We start from the raw sequence: 18,030 nt of genomic DNA on the forward strand, positions 1-18,030 counted from the left end.
TATCATTCTTGTGTTATAAAATATAAAAAAGTAAAGGTAATTATTGATTATTCTTTTTTAACATAATTTTTTCACGGTTGATTGAATTTTTCTTTAATAAATTATTTAGTAAGTATTTATATTTATTTTTTTTATTAATTTCTACAAGTCTATTTATTTCGGGGGTGAGTTGAATTTTTTTATCGTTAGGATGAAAGTTATGATTTGATTCATTCATAGCTTCTCCTTAAACAACAAATAATTTTAATGATTGGCTGGGGAATTAGGAGTCGAACCTAAACATACGGAATCAGAATCCGGTGTCCTGCCATTAGACGATTCCCCAAGTGGCAAAAGTAAGTTATCTCTTTCAATTAAAAAAAACAAGAAAGAATATGGAAGCAATCAATTACAATTTTTTAAGCAAATGTTTTAATCTTAATTTAGCTTCGTTGAGATGACTTTGGTATTTGTCAGAATTTAATAACCCATGTATAAAATTTCCATTTTTACTGATCCATTTACCACCTATCATCATATTATAAATAGCACCTGTAGTGTCTCCCATTGCAAGGATTTTAGGGAAATTATCACACGGCCATAAAGCTGGATGATCTACATCCCAAACAATAAGGTTTGCTAATGCCCCTGTCTGAATAATTCCTGTTTTAAAAAAATTATGGAAAGTCCCAGGGCCTTCAAATACTTTATGCAGTAAAAAACTTGGATCAGAAAATTTATGATATGTTTTATTTATTTTTAATGTATCTTTTAAAAATTGTTTTTTTGTTTTATCGGAAAATTTTGAGATAAGCTTAGAATTCAAACTAAATGTTGGTTGAAATTTAGGGAAACCAGCGACTAATTTTAATTCTTTTTGCAGATTCATTGAATCATTGCTGGCAACACAATCTGTGGCAATAAACCATTTTATTTTATGTTTATCCCATTCAATAATATTTGCTGGCGATTGAAAAATTAATTGAGAAAAGGGACAAAAAACTAAAGAATTATTTTTTGCCTGCAAAATTTTTAAATCGGAATTATTTAAATAAATACAATGAACAAATAAATTAGAAGCAGTATTTTTTGTAATACCAAGGGAATCTAAATATTGAATAGGAGTTTTTTTATATTTTTTATATATTCTCGATACTTCTTCAAGTGATTGAGAGACATGGGTATGAATTGGTATTTTGTATTCTTCAGATAAATTTAATATTTTTAACCACATATCTTTACTAACAGTATCTGTAGCGTGAGGTCCAAAGGCAGAATAAATACCTGCTTTTTCAAAAGTTGAATTTGAGAAAATTTCAATAGTTTCGTTAATCATTTCTTGATGAAATTTCATTCCAGGACCGCTAAGGTCTTGTATTGTTGGTGCAATTACAGCTGAAATGCCAACATCAGAACAAGCATTCGCAATTTCATTTCCATAGTAATAATGATCCCAAATTAATCCATTGCCATTTAATATATTTTCATATGCACCAATTCTTGCAAATGCGCGTACATCATCTGGTGTCAATGCAGATTCTGCTTTATAGAAAAATTCTTCAATTATATTATTACTTTTAGAATTTTGTTGGAAAAATGTGCGAAAGAAATTCATTGCTACATGTGTATGGCAATTTATAAAAGCTGGGGTTACTATCCGATCGCCAAAATCATGAGTATTTCTATTTTTTAGTTCAGTTTCCTTTTGTATTGAAGCTTGATACGATTCTAAAGAGAGTTTTGTGACATTTATGATTTGATTTCCTGATATTTCAATTGAAGCAGGAAAAATTTTGTATAAAGCCCCTTCTTTGAGGAGTACTTTTTTGGAAAAAACAATATCATTACAATTCACAGAGTTCTCCGAAAATAATGCTTTCATAAAAGAAAATCATCGTTAGAGATATTATGAAGAAATTTATATGTTATGCAATATTTATCTTTCATTTTCTTTTTCAGCTGCAATTGCATGCAAAAGAATCAGGATATTTGTGGACTCCTATTGCATGGACACTGACACTAAACCCAAATATTCCTGATGATTTTAATTTAGAAATAAAATCAATTAGTTTAAATTTCTACGATAAAAGCAATGACAGAGTAATATTAAAAGAAATGTCTTTTGTAGGTAAAAGAAATGCTATTGTGATCTTAAATAAGAAAAAAAGAAGTCAAATATTTTTTGCTAAAAAATTCAATGAATTTGAAGAAGGAAAATATGAATTTAAGGGACTAATACTTAAGTATAGAATAAATAAAGGTGAGATTTCTCAGTTTGAGGTTCTTGCAACAAATCTTTATAAGAAAGATAAAGATAAATACTTGCAGGTTCAAATTCAAAATAATCATATCTCTCCAATGCCAGAAGTTTCTTTTGAAACAAAATTTGACATTAAAAATAATCAATTAGCTGATTTTACAAACTATTATGACATTATTGAAGATGACTATATTGAAATTAATGAAATATATAATGAAATAAAATCATTAAAAAATAAATTATTTTCAAATAAAGTAAAATTTATGTATGCAAATAAAATATTTCCTCCTCTTCAATTAAATGGCTCAAAAATTAGGCATCCTAATTCTAATAACCTCGGTATGTTGGTTGATGTTAGTTGCGATATAAAGGGAATTTTAAAAACGGTTTGGGTAAATAAAACAGATTTACTGCAATATGTGTTTTATAGAAAAGTAAATTATGATAAAAGTCCTTGTAATATACATAATACTTTTATTCAGAAATTTTATTTACCAAATGGAGTTTGGAATATGCAGTCGATGACGATTGCTTCAAAAGATCTTTCTGAAAAAAAATTTCAAACATATCCTCTGATTATTAAAGCAAAGGAGTTAAAAAAGTATTTTAAAATGAATGATGATTATTTTAAAATTCAAAATATAAAAGAACGCACACTTTTAAAAATAATTGAACTTAATCTTACTGGTAATAAAGATAAAAATGGGATATATTTTTTGGGTAGTTCAGAAATAAAAAAAGAAGATACGGAAAATAATGATGGCGGAATAGTTTTTTATTTTAAAAGAAATTATGAAATTGTAAGTTTAAAAAAAATGTTCGAAGTTAAAAAAATATTTAATGCATACTCTGGTGAATTGATGAAAAAAGACAGAATAATTGGCGATATTCAATTAAAAATAATTTTGACAGGAACTAAAAAGACAAATAAAAGACTAGAAAGTCAGCTAGCTGAATTAAGAGATTTTGTCTCAACAGAAGTTACTGTTTGTGTTTCAGATCAAGAGGTTATCGATCCTCTTTTAGTTCTAAATGGAAATGTTCAATTGAAAAATTTGAAAGAAAATTCGCGATTACTAAACATATCTATGAGCGATTTCAATTTTGTAAATAGTGGGGTTTCTCAAGATAAAGTAAAACAATGTATAATGGAAAAATTGAAAAAATTTTCCTTTAAAAAAACATTCACTACCCCATTTAAAGCGCAAATTGTATTTGAAAGTTATTAACTAAAGCATGAATTATAAAATTTTAAATATTCGCATAGTAAAATCACAGGCAAAAAATCCATTGAATTATCCTATTGTTTTGCTTAGAGGTCTAGGTCGTTCAATGAGTTTTTGGTTAAATTTTGAAAATGAACTATTAAAATACTTTGATATTGTTTTTGTTGATTTATTAGGTACTGGTGGTAGTAAAGATTTTTTTGGTAGAAAAAGTATTGAAAAATTTGCACAAGATGTTCTTTTCACATTAAATTACTATAATATTAAAAATTTTCATTTAGCAGGAATGAGTTTAGGTGGAATGGTTGTTTTAGAAATATCTCATATTTTAGGAAATAATAATTGGAATCAAATATCTTGTAAATCAATAATTGTTTTAAGTTCTTCTGCTATGGGATCGGGAGTTAAAAGAATATATATTTTTCCGCTAATTAGTATTTTATTTTCACTAATTCTTTCTTTTTTTTCAGGAAAGTTATCTCATAAGTATTTTGCAAAATATCTAATTGCTAATAGAAATATTCCTTTAGAATTTTGGATTAATAAATGGGACAATATTTGGGAAAATGAATATTTTTCTAGAATGGCTTTACTACGGCAATTAATTTCTGCTAGTTTTTATAGAATAAAGTTAAACAGCAAGCAATTAAAATACAATTATCTTTTTCTTGTTTCTAAAGACGATGCTTTAGTGCCATGGCAAAATACTGTTTATTTATGGCAAAAAACATCTTTGGCTTCTTTAGTTGTGTTAGATGGTTTAGGCCATGATTTAACTACTGATTCGCCTGAAAAAATTGCAACTATATTTTATGAATTTTCATTGAAATTTGATGTTTAGGTAGATTGAAAATATTTAATTCTGCATTTATAAAATAATTAATTAGAATAAGTATTTAAAATATGTATAATTTCTTTATAAATTAATCTCTTTGATAAGTATTATTTAATGATTATAAACTTTATTATTAAAGCATATTTTATAAAAAATTATTACATATTCTTATGATAATTGAATTTATTAAACAATTTTTTCACATTAAGAAATGAAATAAAACGTTATGTTAACTCATAAATAATAAAAGAAGGAAAAGCTTCTATTTCAGAATATATCGATTTATTTATCAATAAAATTATTACACATTATGACCTTAATTATTTGGCTCATTAGAGAAAAAATCATTAAATTAAAAAACAAATTTTAGAAATTCAAACATGAGATTGTAATTTCTATTAGGGATTTAAATAAGTAATCATTAAAAAATAACTTTCACCATCAAAGCAGACGAAAGTTTGACATTTTGAAATTATTAATCCTGGTATGATAAATATATAGAATAATTTTGGAGTATATTTTATGAGCGATGAAAATGAATTTTGCAGTTTGATAAAAGAAATATTTAAAGATATGATTAATTTGAGGGAAAATGGTATTAATATCTTTTATAATCAATTTGAAAATAAGTTCATTAAAAATCACTTTAATAATCCAAATTATATAAAATATAATCCAAATTATATTAATAGAACTGAAAACTATATTAATAATACTGAAAATTATATCGTATATGATAATGCAAGTAAGTATATAAAATTTAAATTTTCAGAGAAAAATAAAGATGTTATTAAATCTAAATTACAATATTTTGTAAATTTTATGTCAGATTATGTGATAAGTCAATTTTATACCATTAAATATGAAAATAGGTACTCTAATTTTTGCATTGGCAAGCATATGGAAAATATACAAAAAAAAATTATTGATAGTGATGATCCCAAAAATGTAAACTTTAAACATTACTTATTTAAAATGGCCGATGAAGGATTTTTGAGTAATGTTTATATTCATATTTTTAAAAATATTGTTCATCCATATATTGAAGAAAGTGGTTTAAACAAATTTATTGTAACAGGATCGAAAGGAAATTCATCACTAAAAGATTTCAAGGCAAGACCAACTAATGCTCCTGTAGGTGTTAATAAAGTTTTTTTTATTGAAAAAATTAGTAGGAAAGGGGAGTTTAAAGAACGTGTTTTTAAACCTTTAGAAAAAGAACAAGAGTCATTAATTGAATGTGTTACTGGAGAAATATACAGGTATTTGATAGGAAATTCACAACCGAGAACAAAAACGGGACCAAGTCAAGGCGTCATACAATATTTAGTTAAATATGAACCCATTAGAAAATTTTTGGATAATGGTATCCCTTCTATAGAAATTATAAACAAATTTAGGAAAGATTTACAGGGTTTTATGTACATTTTGATTTCATCAATGTTTTTGGAAGAAAATGATCTTCATGAAGGCAATTTTGGTTTTGGACCGGATGAAAAATTAATTAAAATTGATCATGGACAATCATTAAATACATTGAGAATTAATGAAGGTATTATTTCGAAAACATTATCATTTGCACCAATAAAGTATTATGATAAAGAAACATATAGTGAAAAAGAATATTCACAAGGTTATAAAGAATATAGATCAAAAATCTATGGCAAAAATGTAAGTTATTGTATTGATGAAAATTATTTAGAAAATTTTATGGATATTTTTCTAAAAGGTTCATATAATAAAGATGTAATCAAAAATTCTCCATTTAGACCAAGTGCGTTTCCTTTATATGATAAGAGAATGTTAATTTTTTTTAAATCTGAAGATTTATCTATTCTTAAGGAATATCAATGGTCGATAATATATAAAATAATAAATACAGAGACTTATTTTTATAAAAAAATTATATACAACTCTTCAGAAAGAAATAATGAAAATCTAAAGAACAAAATTTTTTTAAAATTTAATGAAAGAGTTAATTTATTCAAAAAAATTTCTTCAATTACTCATGGATATAAAAATTTTATACTAGATAAAGAAAAAGTAAATAAATGCAATAACGAAATAAAAAATTCATTAGAGAGAATGTATAACACAAGATATATAAAAGATGCGGATGCTAGAATTATAAAATATATGTAAATAAGATCTGTTGCAAAAAAAAATTAAGATATTAATTTTTTTTTCTTATATTTATTCAGATTGGTTTAATTTAGTGAGAAAAATTTAAATATTAACAAGTATTAAAAATTTTTTGGTTACATGTAAGTCTTCTCTAAAAATTAATTACCTTTTCCATATGGCTTTAACTTATCTGGAGTCTCATGAAAATGAATTGTTTTATTACTACCCCAATAAAAGTCAGCACCTAAGGCTAATTTTTGAAAGACTTCGATTGCTTCTTTTTTTGATTCAAAATCTACATAAGCTTCTCTATATTCACCGATATTTAAATTTGTGTATTTTATTATAACTCGATACTTTCCATTATGCAGAATCATAATATCTACCCAATTTGCACTAAAACCACCTGAATATGAAAATGGATAGTATATTAAATTAAATAATATTATAATTAATAAATAAACATATTTTCTAAGCATAAAAAAACACCCGAAAGAATATGTTTCTTACTTCGGGTGTTTTCTTTGAAATTAAATAGAAATTAAATTCCTAAGGAAAGTTTAAACTATCCATGGTTTAGTACCTTCTACAGAAGGACTTTTTCCAATGGCATCTTTTCTACTTAACTTAATTCTACCAGTACGATCAAGCTCAATCACTTTGACCATAACTTCATCGCCTTCTTTCACTACTTCTTCTGTTTTATTAATTCTAGTTGCGGCTAGTTGTGAAATATGCACTAGACCTTCAACACCAGGTTTAATTTCAACAAATGCTCCAAAATCAGCAGTTTTCTTGACAATTCCAAGATAAATTTCACCAATTTCAGGATCAGTAGTTAAATAGTTTACCATGCGTTTTGCTTTTGCCGCCGAATTACCATCTGTTGAAGCAATACTAACAATTCCTTCATCGTTAACTTCAAGCTTACAACCAGTATCTGAAACTATTTTCTTAATATTTTTTCCACCTGGACCAATTAAATCACGCACTCTTTCAGGCTTAATTTTAATTTGTTCAATTCTTGGAGCCAATTGACTAAGATCGTTTGGTCTTGATATTACACGCAACATGTTGTCTAAAATTAAAGTTCTACCTTCTTTAGCTTGTGCAAGTGCTTGTTCAAGAATTTCCATTGAAATTCCTGAAATTTTGATATCCATTTGCATAGCTGTAATTCCGTTTTTACCGCCTGCAACTTTAAAATCCATATCTCCTAAATGATCTTCATCACCTAAGATATCTGAAAGAATAGCAAATTCTTTATCTTCTAAGATAAGTCCCATAGCGATACCAGCGATTGGTTCTTTTAAAGGAACACCAGCATCGAGCATTGCTAAAGTACCAGAGCAAACAGAAGCCATTGAGCTTGATCCGTTACTTTCAGTAATTTCAGATACAATTCTAATGGAATATGGAAAACGATTTTTTGCAGGAAGAGTTGCTTTTAAAGCTCTTTCAGCTAAATTTCCATGCCCAACTTCGCGGCGTCCAGGAGAACCTAAACGTTTTACTTCACCAACGGAGTAACCTGGCATGTTATAATGCAACATGAATGTTTTTTCTTCTAAGACATTCATGATGGATTCAGATCTCTGAGCATCGTCTTGTGTACCTAGTGTAATGACCCCAAGGGATTGAGTTTCACCGCGTGTAAACAGAGCTGAACCATGAGTCCTTTTTAAAACACCTACTTGGCAATTAATATTTCTGATATCTTTTGAACTTCTTCCATCTACCCTGCGATTATCTTTAATTATGCTAGAGCGAAGAATTTTATATTCCTGCATTTCGAATAAATATTGAAAGGCTTTTTCTGACTCTTTGTCATTTTCTATCACAAGTTCTAATTTAGCTTCTTGTTTAACAGCTTCAATAGCTTTTTTTCTTTCTGTTTTAGAAGCTATAGAATATGCTTCTTTTAAAGATTTGGCATATTTTTTAGAAATGATAGATTTCATATCACTATTTTGTGGAGCTTCTGGAACGGTTCTTTTCTCTTTGCCACATAGTTTACGAATTTGTTCTTGTAGGTCACATAATTTCTTAATTTCTCTATGCCCTAGTTCAATAGCTTCTAATATTTGTGCTTCTGTCAAAAAGTTTGCAGCTGCTTCAACCATCAGGATTGCATCTTTCGTTCCTGCAACAACCAAATCTAAATCGCTTGTAGGCAAGTCAGATTCCGCAGGATTAATTAGAAACTTTCCATCTTTGAATCCAATTCTTACGCCTGCAACAGGGCCTGCAAAAGGGATATCAGAAATATGGAGAGCGCAACTTGCCCCCAAAATGGCGAGCTGGGCTGGAGAAATTTTTGCTTCAAGAGAAATCACTTGAGCTATTACTTGTGTTTCAACCAAATACGTTTCTGGAAAGAGAGGACGAATAGGTCTGTCTATTAAACGACTTATCAAAATTTCGCGATCGGAAGGTCGTGTTTCTCTTTTTACATATCCGCCGGGAATTCTTCCTGCAGAATAAAATTTTTCAATATAGTCTACTGATAATGGAAAGAAGGAGGCTGTTGCTTGAGCTTCTTTCGCTGCTGTAGCAGTTACAAGAACTTGTGTTCCGCCGCAAGAAACTAGAACAGAGCCGCCTGCTTGTCTTGCAATACGTCCTGTTTCAATGGTGATTTCATCTTCACCAATTTTTATGGACTTTTCTGTGATATTAAACATGAAAAAACCTTAATAAATCCTAAATAGCCAGACAAAAATCGGGAGAAATTGTATGGCTATTTGTTTGCTGTTTATCCTCCCGGCCAATCCGAGAGTCCCAACGCACCATGCGCCGGCTTCATTGTTTCCCGTTTGTCGAAAGTTTATGCTAGCAGATAATTTTCTTAAGAAAAAGCATTTACTTTAGATTTAGTTGAATCTAATTGCATTTGGTGATTTAACCATCAAGGCGTTTTATCGTTTTAATTAATTTTATGCTAAAATAGTTGGAGAGTTTTTTTAATGACACTTTATAAAGTATTACATTATCCGCATGTTCTTTTACGAAAAAAAGCAACGCCTGTGGAAAAATTTACAGACCAATTAAGAGATTTTTTAAAACACTTTATCAATACTATGTATGAATTTGATGGAGGCGGATTAGCGGCACCTCAAATTGGTGTTTCAAAGCGAATTTTTGTAGTAGATTTTAAGCCCGCATTTGAAAGTGATAAATTTGAATTTAAAAAAGAATCGTTCAGAGTTTTTGATAGTAACAATAAAGAAATAGAAGCTAAGTTCCCAATGGTTTTTATAAACCCAACTTTGGTTGAAATGTCTGAACCTATTAAAGTAAACTGGGAAGGATGTTTATCGTTTCCAAATGCTGAATCTTTCAATACAGATAGATTTTTAAATGTTGAAATTCATGCGCAAAATGAATTTGGCGAAAAATTTTCTGTGAAGTCTTCGCATTTATATGCAAGCGTTTGTTTTCAACATGAATATGATCACTTAGATGGGATTATGTTAGTAGATAGATGGAATAAAAATGCTTTTTCTGAAGCAGATGTCATAGCTGATATTAAAGATTTTGAAAATGATCCCGCAGAAAGAAAAAGAATGAAAAAATTAAAAGTAACTGAAGCTAGTAAAATAAAGTTTGATTTTCTCTAATTATAATTTTTATATTTATTAAGATATATCAAAAATTCAATTATATTTTCTTTAACTTCTTGCGGTAAGTAGTGAAAAGAAGGCATTTCACTTTCTGGTATTCCTAAGTTTATTGTTTTTAGAAGTCCATCTTTTTCAAAATTATTATAATATTTGGTGTTTGGATCAAGAAAATTAGGAAGTTTTTTTCTTAAAGTTATTGAAGAAGGGCCATCTCCTTTTCCTTTTGGCCCATGACAACTTGCACAATATTCCAAGTAGTGCTGCTTTCCTCTGTTTTGTGCTTCAGTCATCTGCATAATTTTTCCCTGATTATCAGAAATAGCCCAAGGTGCTGGCTCATTAGTGAGAAGTTTTCCAAAGGGATTTTTGTCAAAATATGCAGGTAATATCATAAATCCTAAAACTAAAATGATAAATAAAATAAAAATTGATATACCAATCGCTTTTATAGGAAGCTTTTTTCCATTATTCTCATCATTTGTCTTGTTTGTCATACTTCAATCCTTCTTTCCGATTTTTTCAGAACTTGGACTTTTCTTTTAACTATAAAAAACTGCAATTTCAAATTTATCATGTTATGGTTTGCGGCTGATGGATCGACTTTAGTTAAAAGGTTCGTTTTGGAGTTTTGAATGAAATTTATACTTCCTAAGTTAAAAAACAAAAAATCAACATTATTGAATTTCTGTTATACTTCTTCTTTAGTATTGCTAGGTAATACTAGTTATGCTGCAACTTCTTTAATGGTAAGTGGCCATGCAGGAGTTGTGGGTCAAGCAACTTATGGCTCACCACCAGTTGGTTCAGATTTTTCAGCAATTCGTGTGCCAATAGGACTTGTTCTTGAAGCAAGACCCACTGATAATTTTTCTTTGTATCTTGGAATAGATTATGCATATAATAATTATCCAGGACCAACAACCTATTTAGGGCAAAATTCATCTACAGCAAAAAGTAATTCTTCTGGAACATCATCACCACTTCCTTTTGCAAATACAACTAATAGTTCTGCGTATTCTCAACAAGTAGATAATGTATATATTACACAAGCTTATTTTACCTATCAGACAGCAATAGGTTTATTAAAAGCCGGACGCATGCCAAGACACTGGGGCTTAGGCATTTATAGAAATGCTGAGTGGACTCCTTTTTCTGGTTTACCTTCAACTTCCGATGCTGTTGCATTAGTAACTGATTTTAACGCGTTTGATATAGGACTTTATTATGAAAAATATGCTGAAGGTGTTGGTGCTACATCACTAGATGCTGAAGCAAATGCATTTACAGTAGAAGTTCGATTAAAATCAGATCCTGCAGATGTTGTTAGCTCAGGTGTTGGACAAGAATTAGGTGTCATGTATTCAAAATTCTCTCATGGGAAATCAAATACAAGCTTAAATATTCTTGATCTATATGCAAAATTTTATCTTTCAAGTTTTTATTTAGGTTCAGAAATTTTATACCCAACGGGTTCAACACAAAGTCCTAATTATCAATCATTAGGCGGAGCTGCTGCGTGTCCATCTTCTCCTGATGGTACTCCAACTGGCTCTAAAACTTGTACATCACAAAATATTTCAGCATTTGCTGCTTTATTAAAATTAAAATATCAAATTGCAGCTAGTGAAAATACTTCATTAGCTTCCACAGAAAATGCACAGCTTAGACTAGGTACAGAAGAAAGAAAAACCTCGCATGTGGTAGGACTATTAGGTGGATATGTTTCTGGTAACTCTAATCAATTTAGTTCACCTGGGACAACAAATAGTACTAATTCAATAACTGCTTTGATGTTACATGCAAATATTCAACCTGCTTTTTTAATGTTTAATAATACTTTACCAGCAATAAATGGTATGCCTGGTGGTGCTCTTACAAATACAACTTTCTTAAGATTAGATTATACTTATGAAAATCCAAGTTTTGGATCAGTTGGGCCAGCATTTATTTGGGGGATGTTGAATGCAGTGAATCAAAACTATAATGCGCAAAATTCAATTTGTACTAATACTTCTCCAACGGTAGATCCAAATAATCCAATCAATGTTCTTTGTGTTGGAGGAAATAATAGTCTTGGTTATGAAGCTGATATTTCTTATAGATATACTACTTTAGATCGAGTTACTTTTGGTTTAGACGCAGGCTATTGGTTTGTTGGAAATTCTTGGCAAATGTATAATCAATCCTTAAATAAAGGTGTTTATGGAATGAGGGCTTCTGTTGGAATGCAATTTTAATTAAATTGTTTTCATTGAAATTATATTGCCATTTACCAGATTACTATAAACGTTTGCGGGTCATGTCTTTTTCCACTAACTTCTATTTCGTAGTGAACATGTGGACCTGTACTATGTCCCGTATTACCAACGGCAGCAATAATATCTCCTTTTTTTATTTTCGCTCCTTCTTTTACATAAATAACACTGGTGTGTGCATATCTAGTAATCATTTTTTTTTCATGAATCAATTCAACAAATTTTCCATAATCATCCGAATGTCCCACTTTATGGACAGTTCCGTTTGCTGTTGCAAAAATTGGTGAACCTTTAGGTGCAGCGATATCTATTCCAAAGTGAATTCGACTTTGGCCAGTAAATGGGCTGACACGCCAGCCATATGCAGAGGTAAAACGCCCTCTAACTGGTGCAATGTCTGGTATGCTTTGAAGCTTTAAAGCATGTTTTTGAGCTTCAACAAGAAACACTTTTAAATCTTCTAATTGTTTATTTGTTTTATATTCCGATTCATTTGCGACATCAAAAAGTGATTTTAACTCTAAGCTATCATACTTTAGACCAGTCATTTTGTTTGATAAATCAAATTCTTCTTTAGTCAATGGGCCAATTTCATTTCCTTTAGGAGTATGTTCTATTGGAGGTTTACTATTTTCAATATTTTGGGTTGTACTTTTTATACTGTTTGATTTTTTGCGGTCATCTGTTCTAGTAGTTACTTTTTTAATTTTATCTGAATAATAGTTTACTTGCTCAACTTGATTTTGAATATTTTTTATTTTTGAATTTAAAGCTTCTACTTCACTTTGGAGACCTAAGCTTTGATCTCTTAGTCTTTCTAGTTCTAAAGCATCTTTTTTTGTAACTACGTAATTCCAAGTCATTGTAACAGCTATTGTTAAAATGGTTATTGAGCTTAAAAGAAGAATTGGAGGCAAAATAGTAGGTAATTGAAAAATATGAGTTTTCCCAGTTTTTTTAGATACATAAATTATAGTATGACTATCGAAAAATTTTTTTTTCGTAGTACTTTTGTACTTGTAGTTAGTTTTTTTAAAGGATTTACCTAGTTCGGACACTAACACCTCACAAGAAATTTTTTTCTCTGTTTCTTATCGGTGTTTTAAGGAAAATAATGGAGCAATAATTTCCTATTAATATTAATAGGATAGTAGGAATTTTTGTGTGGCCTGGCCGGCGCGATTCGAACACGCGACCATCGGATTAGAAATCCGATGCTCTATCCAGCTGAGCTACGGCCAGAACACACGGTTATCTGGTTAGCATAAGTTGAATTACTTTGTAAAGTTTTTCAAAAATAATTTAGTCTTTTAATTTACGATCTAAATAATCGCCAAGTTGTTTGGCAGTATAGGAATATCCAAAAAATCTAAAAGTCAATGATAACACGTAAGTAGACATGTTTTCTGTGATCCCTGCGGGCTTATTACGAGCAAACATAAGATCAAGACAGTTTTGTAAATTCATAAAAGTAATGCTTTGCGAGGAACCATATCCTTTACCATCACTGGTATCAGTATTTGCTGTAGGATCGGTACTCTTAGACCATTGATAACTAAATTTTAACCAGTTTAATGGGGTATAATCCACTCCTAATGTTTGTTGAGTTTTCCTAATAAAATCGTTTTGAATATTTGAATTAGGATTGATAACAAACTGTTGATTGTTAGTATAATTAAATCCAAGGCCATAAGGCAATTCTGCTGAAATACCGGAAGTAAATGAGCTTATTCTTTGATAGTATTGATTGTAACTTACTCCAACATTACCACTTAAAGGTAACACTGGGTTCATATTTAAATTTGCTGATGCAATTATGTCCGTATATTTTTGTGTATCTACTGGAGAAACATTTGGCCCAGCAAGAGAATTTGTTTCTCTTGCAGTTTGCTCAGCTATTAAATTATAGCCAGTAGAAACACTTAAAGAAAGAGGAGTAAATGTCAATAAAGATTTTTTAGTATAAAAATTACCTGCTGGCCAAATATAATTTTGATTTAATTCTGTTGCTGAAATTTTATCATAATAATTTTCTAATTCAGTTTTTGCCCAGGAATCAAATATTTTATTTGAATTTACTTGAGACGATAAATTATATATTTCTTCAGATTTATTTGATATTTTGAACTTTTGCTGTTCAATAATTTGACGAAAAAAATCAAGATTAGCAACTCCAGGTTCGGCAACGGATGGAAGTCTTGCAACATTATCTTTGGTTTCAATAAACTGCTCTTTTTCAATAGTCCACGAAAGTGTTGCTCCAAAATTTATAATGGCGGAACTTACGGTTTTATCCTGATCATACCAAAGCTGATAAGTATTTGGAAAATTGCTACTTCGAGTTACTGAAGGAGTATAGTTAAAATCTATAAAGGGTGTGAGGTTTTGGGTTATACCGGTTTTAACTTCATTATTTTGCGTCATAAAATATGTACTGGAATATAATGGTACATCTAAATGTAATTTATATGATAAATAACCCAAATAAGGTTGAACATTTTGATAAGGATATGAATCAGGAAAATAATATTGGGTCCCCACTGCAGTAGCAGAAATGTTTGAATTAAAATAGTCATTAGTAGCGACTGGTAAAGTTAAAGTTGAAGAAGTATATGCTCTTTTACCTTGTGCATAAGGATCATTAGGATTTCTTTGATAATTTGAATCATAAGTTCCTGTTAAAGAATTAGAAGGGGTTGTTGTAAATAAGGTTTGTGGAACAGGAATATAATTTTGATTATTTTGTCTTACTATATTTTCGAAAGTAGAATTATTGCTAAAAATGAATGGTGTATTAAAATATTTTGCTGGTAATAAGTCAAATTCAAACTTTGGTGATTTATAAGGCGTACTACCCGAATTAGCAGAAAATAAGTCTTTATTTGATTGTATTTTTAAAGACAATATAAAATTATCACCATAATATTCAGTTGAAACATCTTGATTTAAAAATCTTCTTGATGCAGGAGATGTATCACCAAAGACTGCAGCTGTTGGATTGATATTAGAATTATTATTTGAGTAATCTGATAGGTAAAGATTATCGCTCACATCTTCATAATTTGATTTTAATGAACCAGATGAAGTTAGAGGTAAATTAACAGAAGAATCTGTATACCATCTATTTTGATTATTTGAACCCCTATAGCTATTATAGGTATTTATATCATTCTGTGAAGTTGATTGTGCTATAGCTGTATCTATTTTTTGTGAATTTGAGTTGTAATCATTTAGATATGTTTTATCCTTAATAAATTTTCCTTCAGTCTTAAATTGACTATCACGATCAATTTGAAAACGAAATTCACCAGAAAATTGTGAACCCCTTCCAGAAAAGTACTCATAAGTTATTGTACTATCAGCATAAGGTCCCAAAACAATAAAATACGGAATTACTGTTGCAGAACCTGCATTTGTACTGGTGTAAGAGCTTGGAGTTAGGAAACCTGATTCTCTTTTATTTTTTATTGGAAATTTTAACCAAGGAGAATAAAAAACAGGAACTGTAAAAAAGTCTACCGTTACATCACGCATAGTAATGTAATTATCCATTTCTATTTTTGCATTTTCAGAACTAAATCCATAAATGGGAGGTTCGTTTAACGGACTACAATTACAAGGAGTGATAATTGAATTATTTAAAATAAGAGTGTTATTATCTTTTTGAATAATTTGTGAAGCAGCTATTTTTACATATCCGTTAATAGATGAGAAATTTGCAATTTTCTGTACTATTTCTGGATTTTCAGTCTTGAATTTTTCTACTGCAGATCTTCTATCAAGTAATTTTTCTTTATCTTTTTGGGAGAGTTTTTCCAAAAAAGCGTTTGGTTGAAATTGAGTTCGAGTTAAACGAGCTAAAAGACGAGCATACTTTGAAGTAATTTCTTTTATTCTCTCTGAATAATTATCGTCGTTATATTTTTTAAATTTTTTTAAATTTTGAATTCTAGCGTACTCTTCTCGAAGTTCTTTTAATTCATTTTCAATTTCTTTTGTACGATTATCCTTGGCTGCTTCATAAGCTAATTCTGCTTTAGAAATTCCTAAAGTAACTTCAGAAAATTTTTCATCTGTTTCTTTAGGGTCTGAAATAATTTTAGCATCATCCATTCGCAGTTGTTTTGTATAGAGATCAATTATAATTCTCGATGCTATAGCTTTTTGCTTATTACTTATTAAGTTAACATTTCCTTCAGCAGAAACAAGTCCAACTTTTTTCTGTAAAATAATATTATTAGCAGAAATATATATATTTCCAATTAAAATAATAGCATTACCATTTAGTTCAAAAGCTTCATTATTTTTATTGATACTTATAGAATTTGCATCATAAAAAACTAAATTTGGAATAAGACTATTATTAAGAAATTCTTGGGCAAAAGATTTTTCAACATTCAATAAAAAAAAGAAGATATAGGGCAAAAGAAATTTTTTTAAACATGGATAAAGTTTTTTAATCACTCAATTCCCCGATAAGAAGGAAAGACCTAATCGTTCCATTACTAAACCAATAAAAGCTATAGAACCAGTAATAACAATAGGATCATTAATATTTTGATTCATTGCAGCTTCTAATGCAATTTCGTATTTATCATAACAGAAAATATCAAAATGTTGAGATTGATTCTCTATTTTTAACTTGTTGAAATATTCTAAAATATTTTTAGATAATTCAGCTCTAGGCGAATCCATTTCTGTAATATAAATGGTATGAGCTATTTCAGGAATTTTTCTTAATGTTTTTCTCCAATCTTTATCACTCAAGCTTGCAAAAACTAATGTACAACGTTTATTAGAAAAATTGGAACTTTTGTATTCACGTAAAAAGAATTCAAAACCATCGGGATTATGCGATGCATCAAAAATAATAGTTCTATTTTCAATTTGGCGAATGTCAAATCTGCCAGGCCATTGAGTCTTTTTTATTCCTGTAAGAGTCTTTTCAATATTTAAATTTAATTTTGTATTAAATTGATTTTGCATTTCTACTTCTATTTCTTGGATTGCAAGCAGAGCTGTATTTAAATTAGAAATATTAAGATTAGCAAAAGAAAATTCAGAATTGTTATTTAATTTAATTTGGGAAAAAACCTGGCTAAATTTTTCATATAACATAGTATCGAAGAATTTAGGAACAGCTCCAGTAAGCTGTATTGTTTTCAGTGCACCAGATATTGCAGACTGATTTAAATCTCCTAAAATTATGGGTTTATTTCTTCTAGAAATAAACGCCTTGTCTATTGCAATTTGTTCTTCAGTATCTCCTAAAATATCAGTATGTTCTAGGCTAACTGAAGTTAATATACTAACCAAAGGAGCTATGCAGTTTGTACTATCTAACAATCCTCCTAGACCTACTTCGCAGATTAAAAAATCTATTTTTTCTTCTTTAAAAGTATATAAAGCAGCAGCTGTTAGAATTTCAAATAAACTAGCATCAGGCAACGTATTCTGAGCTTCTGTGATTATTATTAGTAAATTTTTTTCAAAAGTATCTTCTGAGAGGGGTACTCCATTTATTCTAATTCTTTCATTTGGATGTATTAAGTGCGGTGATGTGTAAAGACCAGTTTTTATATCGTGCGATCTTAAAATACTTTCTATAAAAGCACAGGTTGTACCTTTGCCATTGCTGCCGCCAACAAGAACTGATGGTATCTGAAGGATATCGTCTTTCAAATAATTTTTTAGGAGCAAGTGCAAACGATGTGAACCGGGTTTCATT

At 29.4% G+C, this 18,030-nt stretch carries 13 protein-coding genes and 2 tRNA genes; 5 read left to right on the forward strand and 10 right to left on the reverse strand.

The genetic code is table 11. The features are described from left to right. Nucleotides 1–40 precede the first annotated feature (40 nt). From GOY08_RS11055 to GOY08_RS11065, 3 genes are all read right to left on the reverse strand, one after another. Nucleotides 41–217 carry a hypothetical protein gene (locus tag GOY08_RS11055; protein WP_158998965.1) on the reverse strand — a complete coding sequence of 59 codons (177 nt, stop codon included), beginning with the start codon at nt 215–217 and terminating at the stop codon, nt 41–43. 34 nt (nt 218–251) lie between these two features. Then, nucleotides 252–325: transfer RNA gene (locus GOY08_RS11060), tRNA-Gln, on the reverse strand. A gap of 63 nt (nt 326–388) precedes the next feature. Then, entirely contained in the window at nt 389–1,834 is a 1,446-nt protein-coding gene (locus tag GOY08_RS11065; RefSeq protein ID WP_158998966.1) for an amidohydrolase family protein, read from the reverse strand. A gap of 53 nt (nt 1,835–1,887) precedes the next feature. Between GOY08_RS11065 and GOY08_RS11070 the strand changes: the two genes are divergently transcribed. From GOY08_RS11070 to GOY08_RS11080, 3 genes are all read left to right on the forward strand, one after another. Further along, the gene (locus GOY08_RS11070; protein WP_158998967.1) at nt 1,888–3,468 is read left to right on the forward strand and encodes a hypothetical protein; all 1,581 of its coding nucleotides are present in this window, start codon (nt 1,888–1,890) and stop codon (nt 3,466–3,468) included. Between the two features lie 7 nt (nt 3,469–3,475). Next, on the forward strand, nt 3,476–4,306 hold the full coding sequence (locus GOY08_RS11075) for an alpha/beta fold hydrolase (protein WP_158998968.1): 831 nt from the start codon (nt 3,476–3,478) through the stop codon (nt 4,304–4,306). Between the two features lie 516 nt (nt 4,307–4,822). Continuing rightward, the gene (locus tag GOY08_RS11080) at nt 4,823–6,442 is read left to right on the forward strand and encodes a hypothetical protein (RefSeq protein WP_158998969.1); all 1,620 of its coding nucleotides are present in this window, start codon (nt 4,823–4,825) and stop codon (nt 6,440–6,442) included. Nucleotides 6,443–6,582: 140 nt separating this feature from the next. Here GOY08_RS11080 and GOY08_RS11085 read toward each other — a convergent pair whose 3' ends face one another. Further along, the gene (locus GOY08_RS11085) at nt 6,583–6,903 is read right to left on the reverse strand and encodes a hypothetical protein (protein ID WP_158998970.1); all 321 of its coding nucleotides are present in this window, start codon (nt 6,901–6,903) and stop codon (nt 6,583–6,585) included. Between the two features lie 81 nt (nt 6,904–6,984). Next, nucleotides 6,985–9,108 (reverse strand): polyribonucleotide nucleotidyltransferase, encoded by a 2,124-nt coding sequence (gene pnp, locus GOY08_RS11090; protein WP_158998971.1) that lies wholly within the window; start codon nt 9,106–9,108, stop codon nt 6,985–6,987. A gap of 282 nt (nt 9,109–9,390) precedes the next feature. Between pnp and GOY08_RS11095 the strand changes: the two genes are divergently transcribed. Further along, nucleotides 9,391–10,044, forward strand: a complete 654-nt coding sequence (locus tag GOY08_RS11095) for a peptide deformylase (protein WP_158998972.1) — start codon at nt 9,391–9,393, stop codon at nt 10,042–10,044. On the opposite strand, the gene GOY08_RS11100 is transcribed toward GOY08_RS11095, so the two are convergent. Next, entirely contained in the window at nt 10,041–10,541 is a 501-nt protein-coding gene (locus GOY08_RS11100; RefSeq protein WP_158998973.1) for a c-type cytochrome, read from the reverse strand. The genes GOY08_RS11095 and GOY08_RS11100 overlap by 4 nt on opposite strands. A gap of 138 nt (nt 10,542–10,679) precedes the next feature. Here GOY08_RS11100 and GOY08_RS11105 point away from each other — a divergent pair, with 138 nt between their 5' ends. Then, nucleotides 10,680–12,284 carry a hypothetical protein gene (locus GOY08_RS11105; RefSeq protein ID WP_158998974.1) on the forward strand — a complete coding sequence of 535 codons (1,605 nt, stop codon included), beginning with the start codon at nt 10,680–10,682 and terminating at the stop codon, nt 12,282–12,284. Between the two features lie 32 nt (nt 12,285–12,316). Here GOY08_RS11105 and GOY08_RS11110 read toward each other — a convergent pair whose 3' ends face one another. The 4 genes from GOY08_RS11110 to GOY08_RS11125 form a co-directional block, all read right to left on the reverse strand. Beyond that, nucleotides 12,317–13,360 (reverse strand): M23 family metallopeptidase, encoded by a 1,044-nt coding sequence (locus tag GOY08_RS11110; RefSeq protein ID WP_158998975.1) that lies wholly within the window; start codon nt 13,358–13,360, stop codon nt 12,317–12,319. Nucleotides 13,361–13,467: 107 nt separating this feature from the next. Next, nucleotides 13,468–13,544, reverse strand: a tRNA-Arg gene (locus GOY08_RS11115). 60 nt (nt 13,545–13,604) lie between these two features. Beyond that, complete coding sequence (locus GOY08_RS11120; RefSeq protein WP_158998976.1) at nt 13,605–16,766, reverse strand: hypothetical protein; 3,162 nt, start codon at nt 16,764–16,766, stop codon at nt 13,605–13,607. Next, entirely contained in the window at nt 16,767–18,029 is a 1,263-nt protein-coding gene (locus tag GOY08_RS11125; protein WP_158998977.1) for a bifunctional folylpolyglutamate synthase/dihydrofolate synthase, read from the reverse strand. Nucleotide 18,030 lies beyond the last annotated feature (1 nt).

Origin of the sequence: Pigmentibacter ruber, from assembly GCF_009792895.1 — a bacterium.
GTDB classification, from domain to species: Bacteria; Bdellovibrionota_B; Oligoflexia; order Silvanigrellales; family Silvanigrellaceae; genus Silvanigrella; species Silvanigrella rubra.

Excerpts from the sequence above, each read along its gene's own strand:
- GOY08_RS11125 (WP_158998977.1), bottom strand. The coding sequence starts at position 18,029 with ATGAAACCCGGTTCACATCGTTTGCACTTGCTCCTAAAAAATTATTTG.
- GOY08_RS11080 (WP_158998969.1), top strand. The coding sequence starts at position 4,823 with ATGAGCGATGAAAATGAATTTTGCAGTTTGATAAAAGAAATATTTAAA.
- GOY08_RS11075 (WP_158998968.1), top strand. The coding sequence starts at position 3,476 with ATGAATTATAAAATTTTAAATATTCGCATAGTAAAATCACAGGCAAAA.
- pnp (WP_158998971.1), bottom strand. The coding sequence starts at position 9,108 with ATGTTTAATATCACAGAAAAGTCCATAAAAATTGGTGAAGATGAAATC.
- GOY08_RS11105 (WP_158998974.1), top strand. The coding sequence starts at position 10,680 with ATGAAATTTATACTTCCTAAGTTAAAAAACAAAAAATCAACATTATTG.
- GOY08_RS11085 (WP_158998970.1), bottom strand. The coding sequence starts at position 6,903 with ATGCTTAGAAAATATGTTTATTTATTAATTATAATATTATTTAATTTA.
- GOY08_RS11100 (WP_158998973.1), bottom strand. The coding sequence starts at position 10,541 with ATGACAAACAAGACAAATGATGAGAATAATGGAAAAAAGCTTCCTATA.
- GOY08_RS11070 (WP_158998967.1), top strand. The coding sequence starts at position 1,888 with ATGAAGAAATTTATATGTTATGCAATATTTATCTTTCATTTTCTTTTT.
- GOY08_RS11095 (WP_158998972.1), top strand. The coding sequence starts at position 9,391 with ATGACACTTTATAAAGTATTACATTATCCGCATGTTCTTTTACGAAAA.
- GOY08_RS11055 (WP_158998965.1), bottom strand. The coding sequence starts at position 217 with ATGAATGAATCAAATCATAACTTTCATCCTAACGATAAAAAAATTCAA.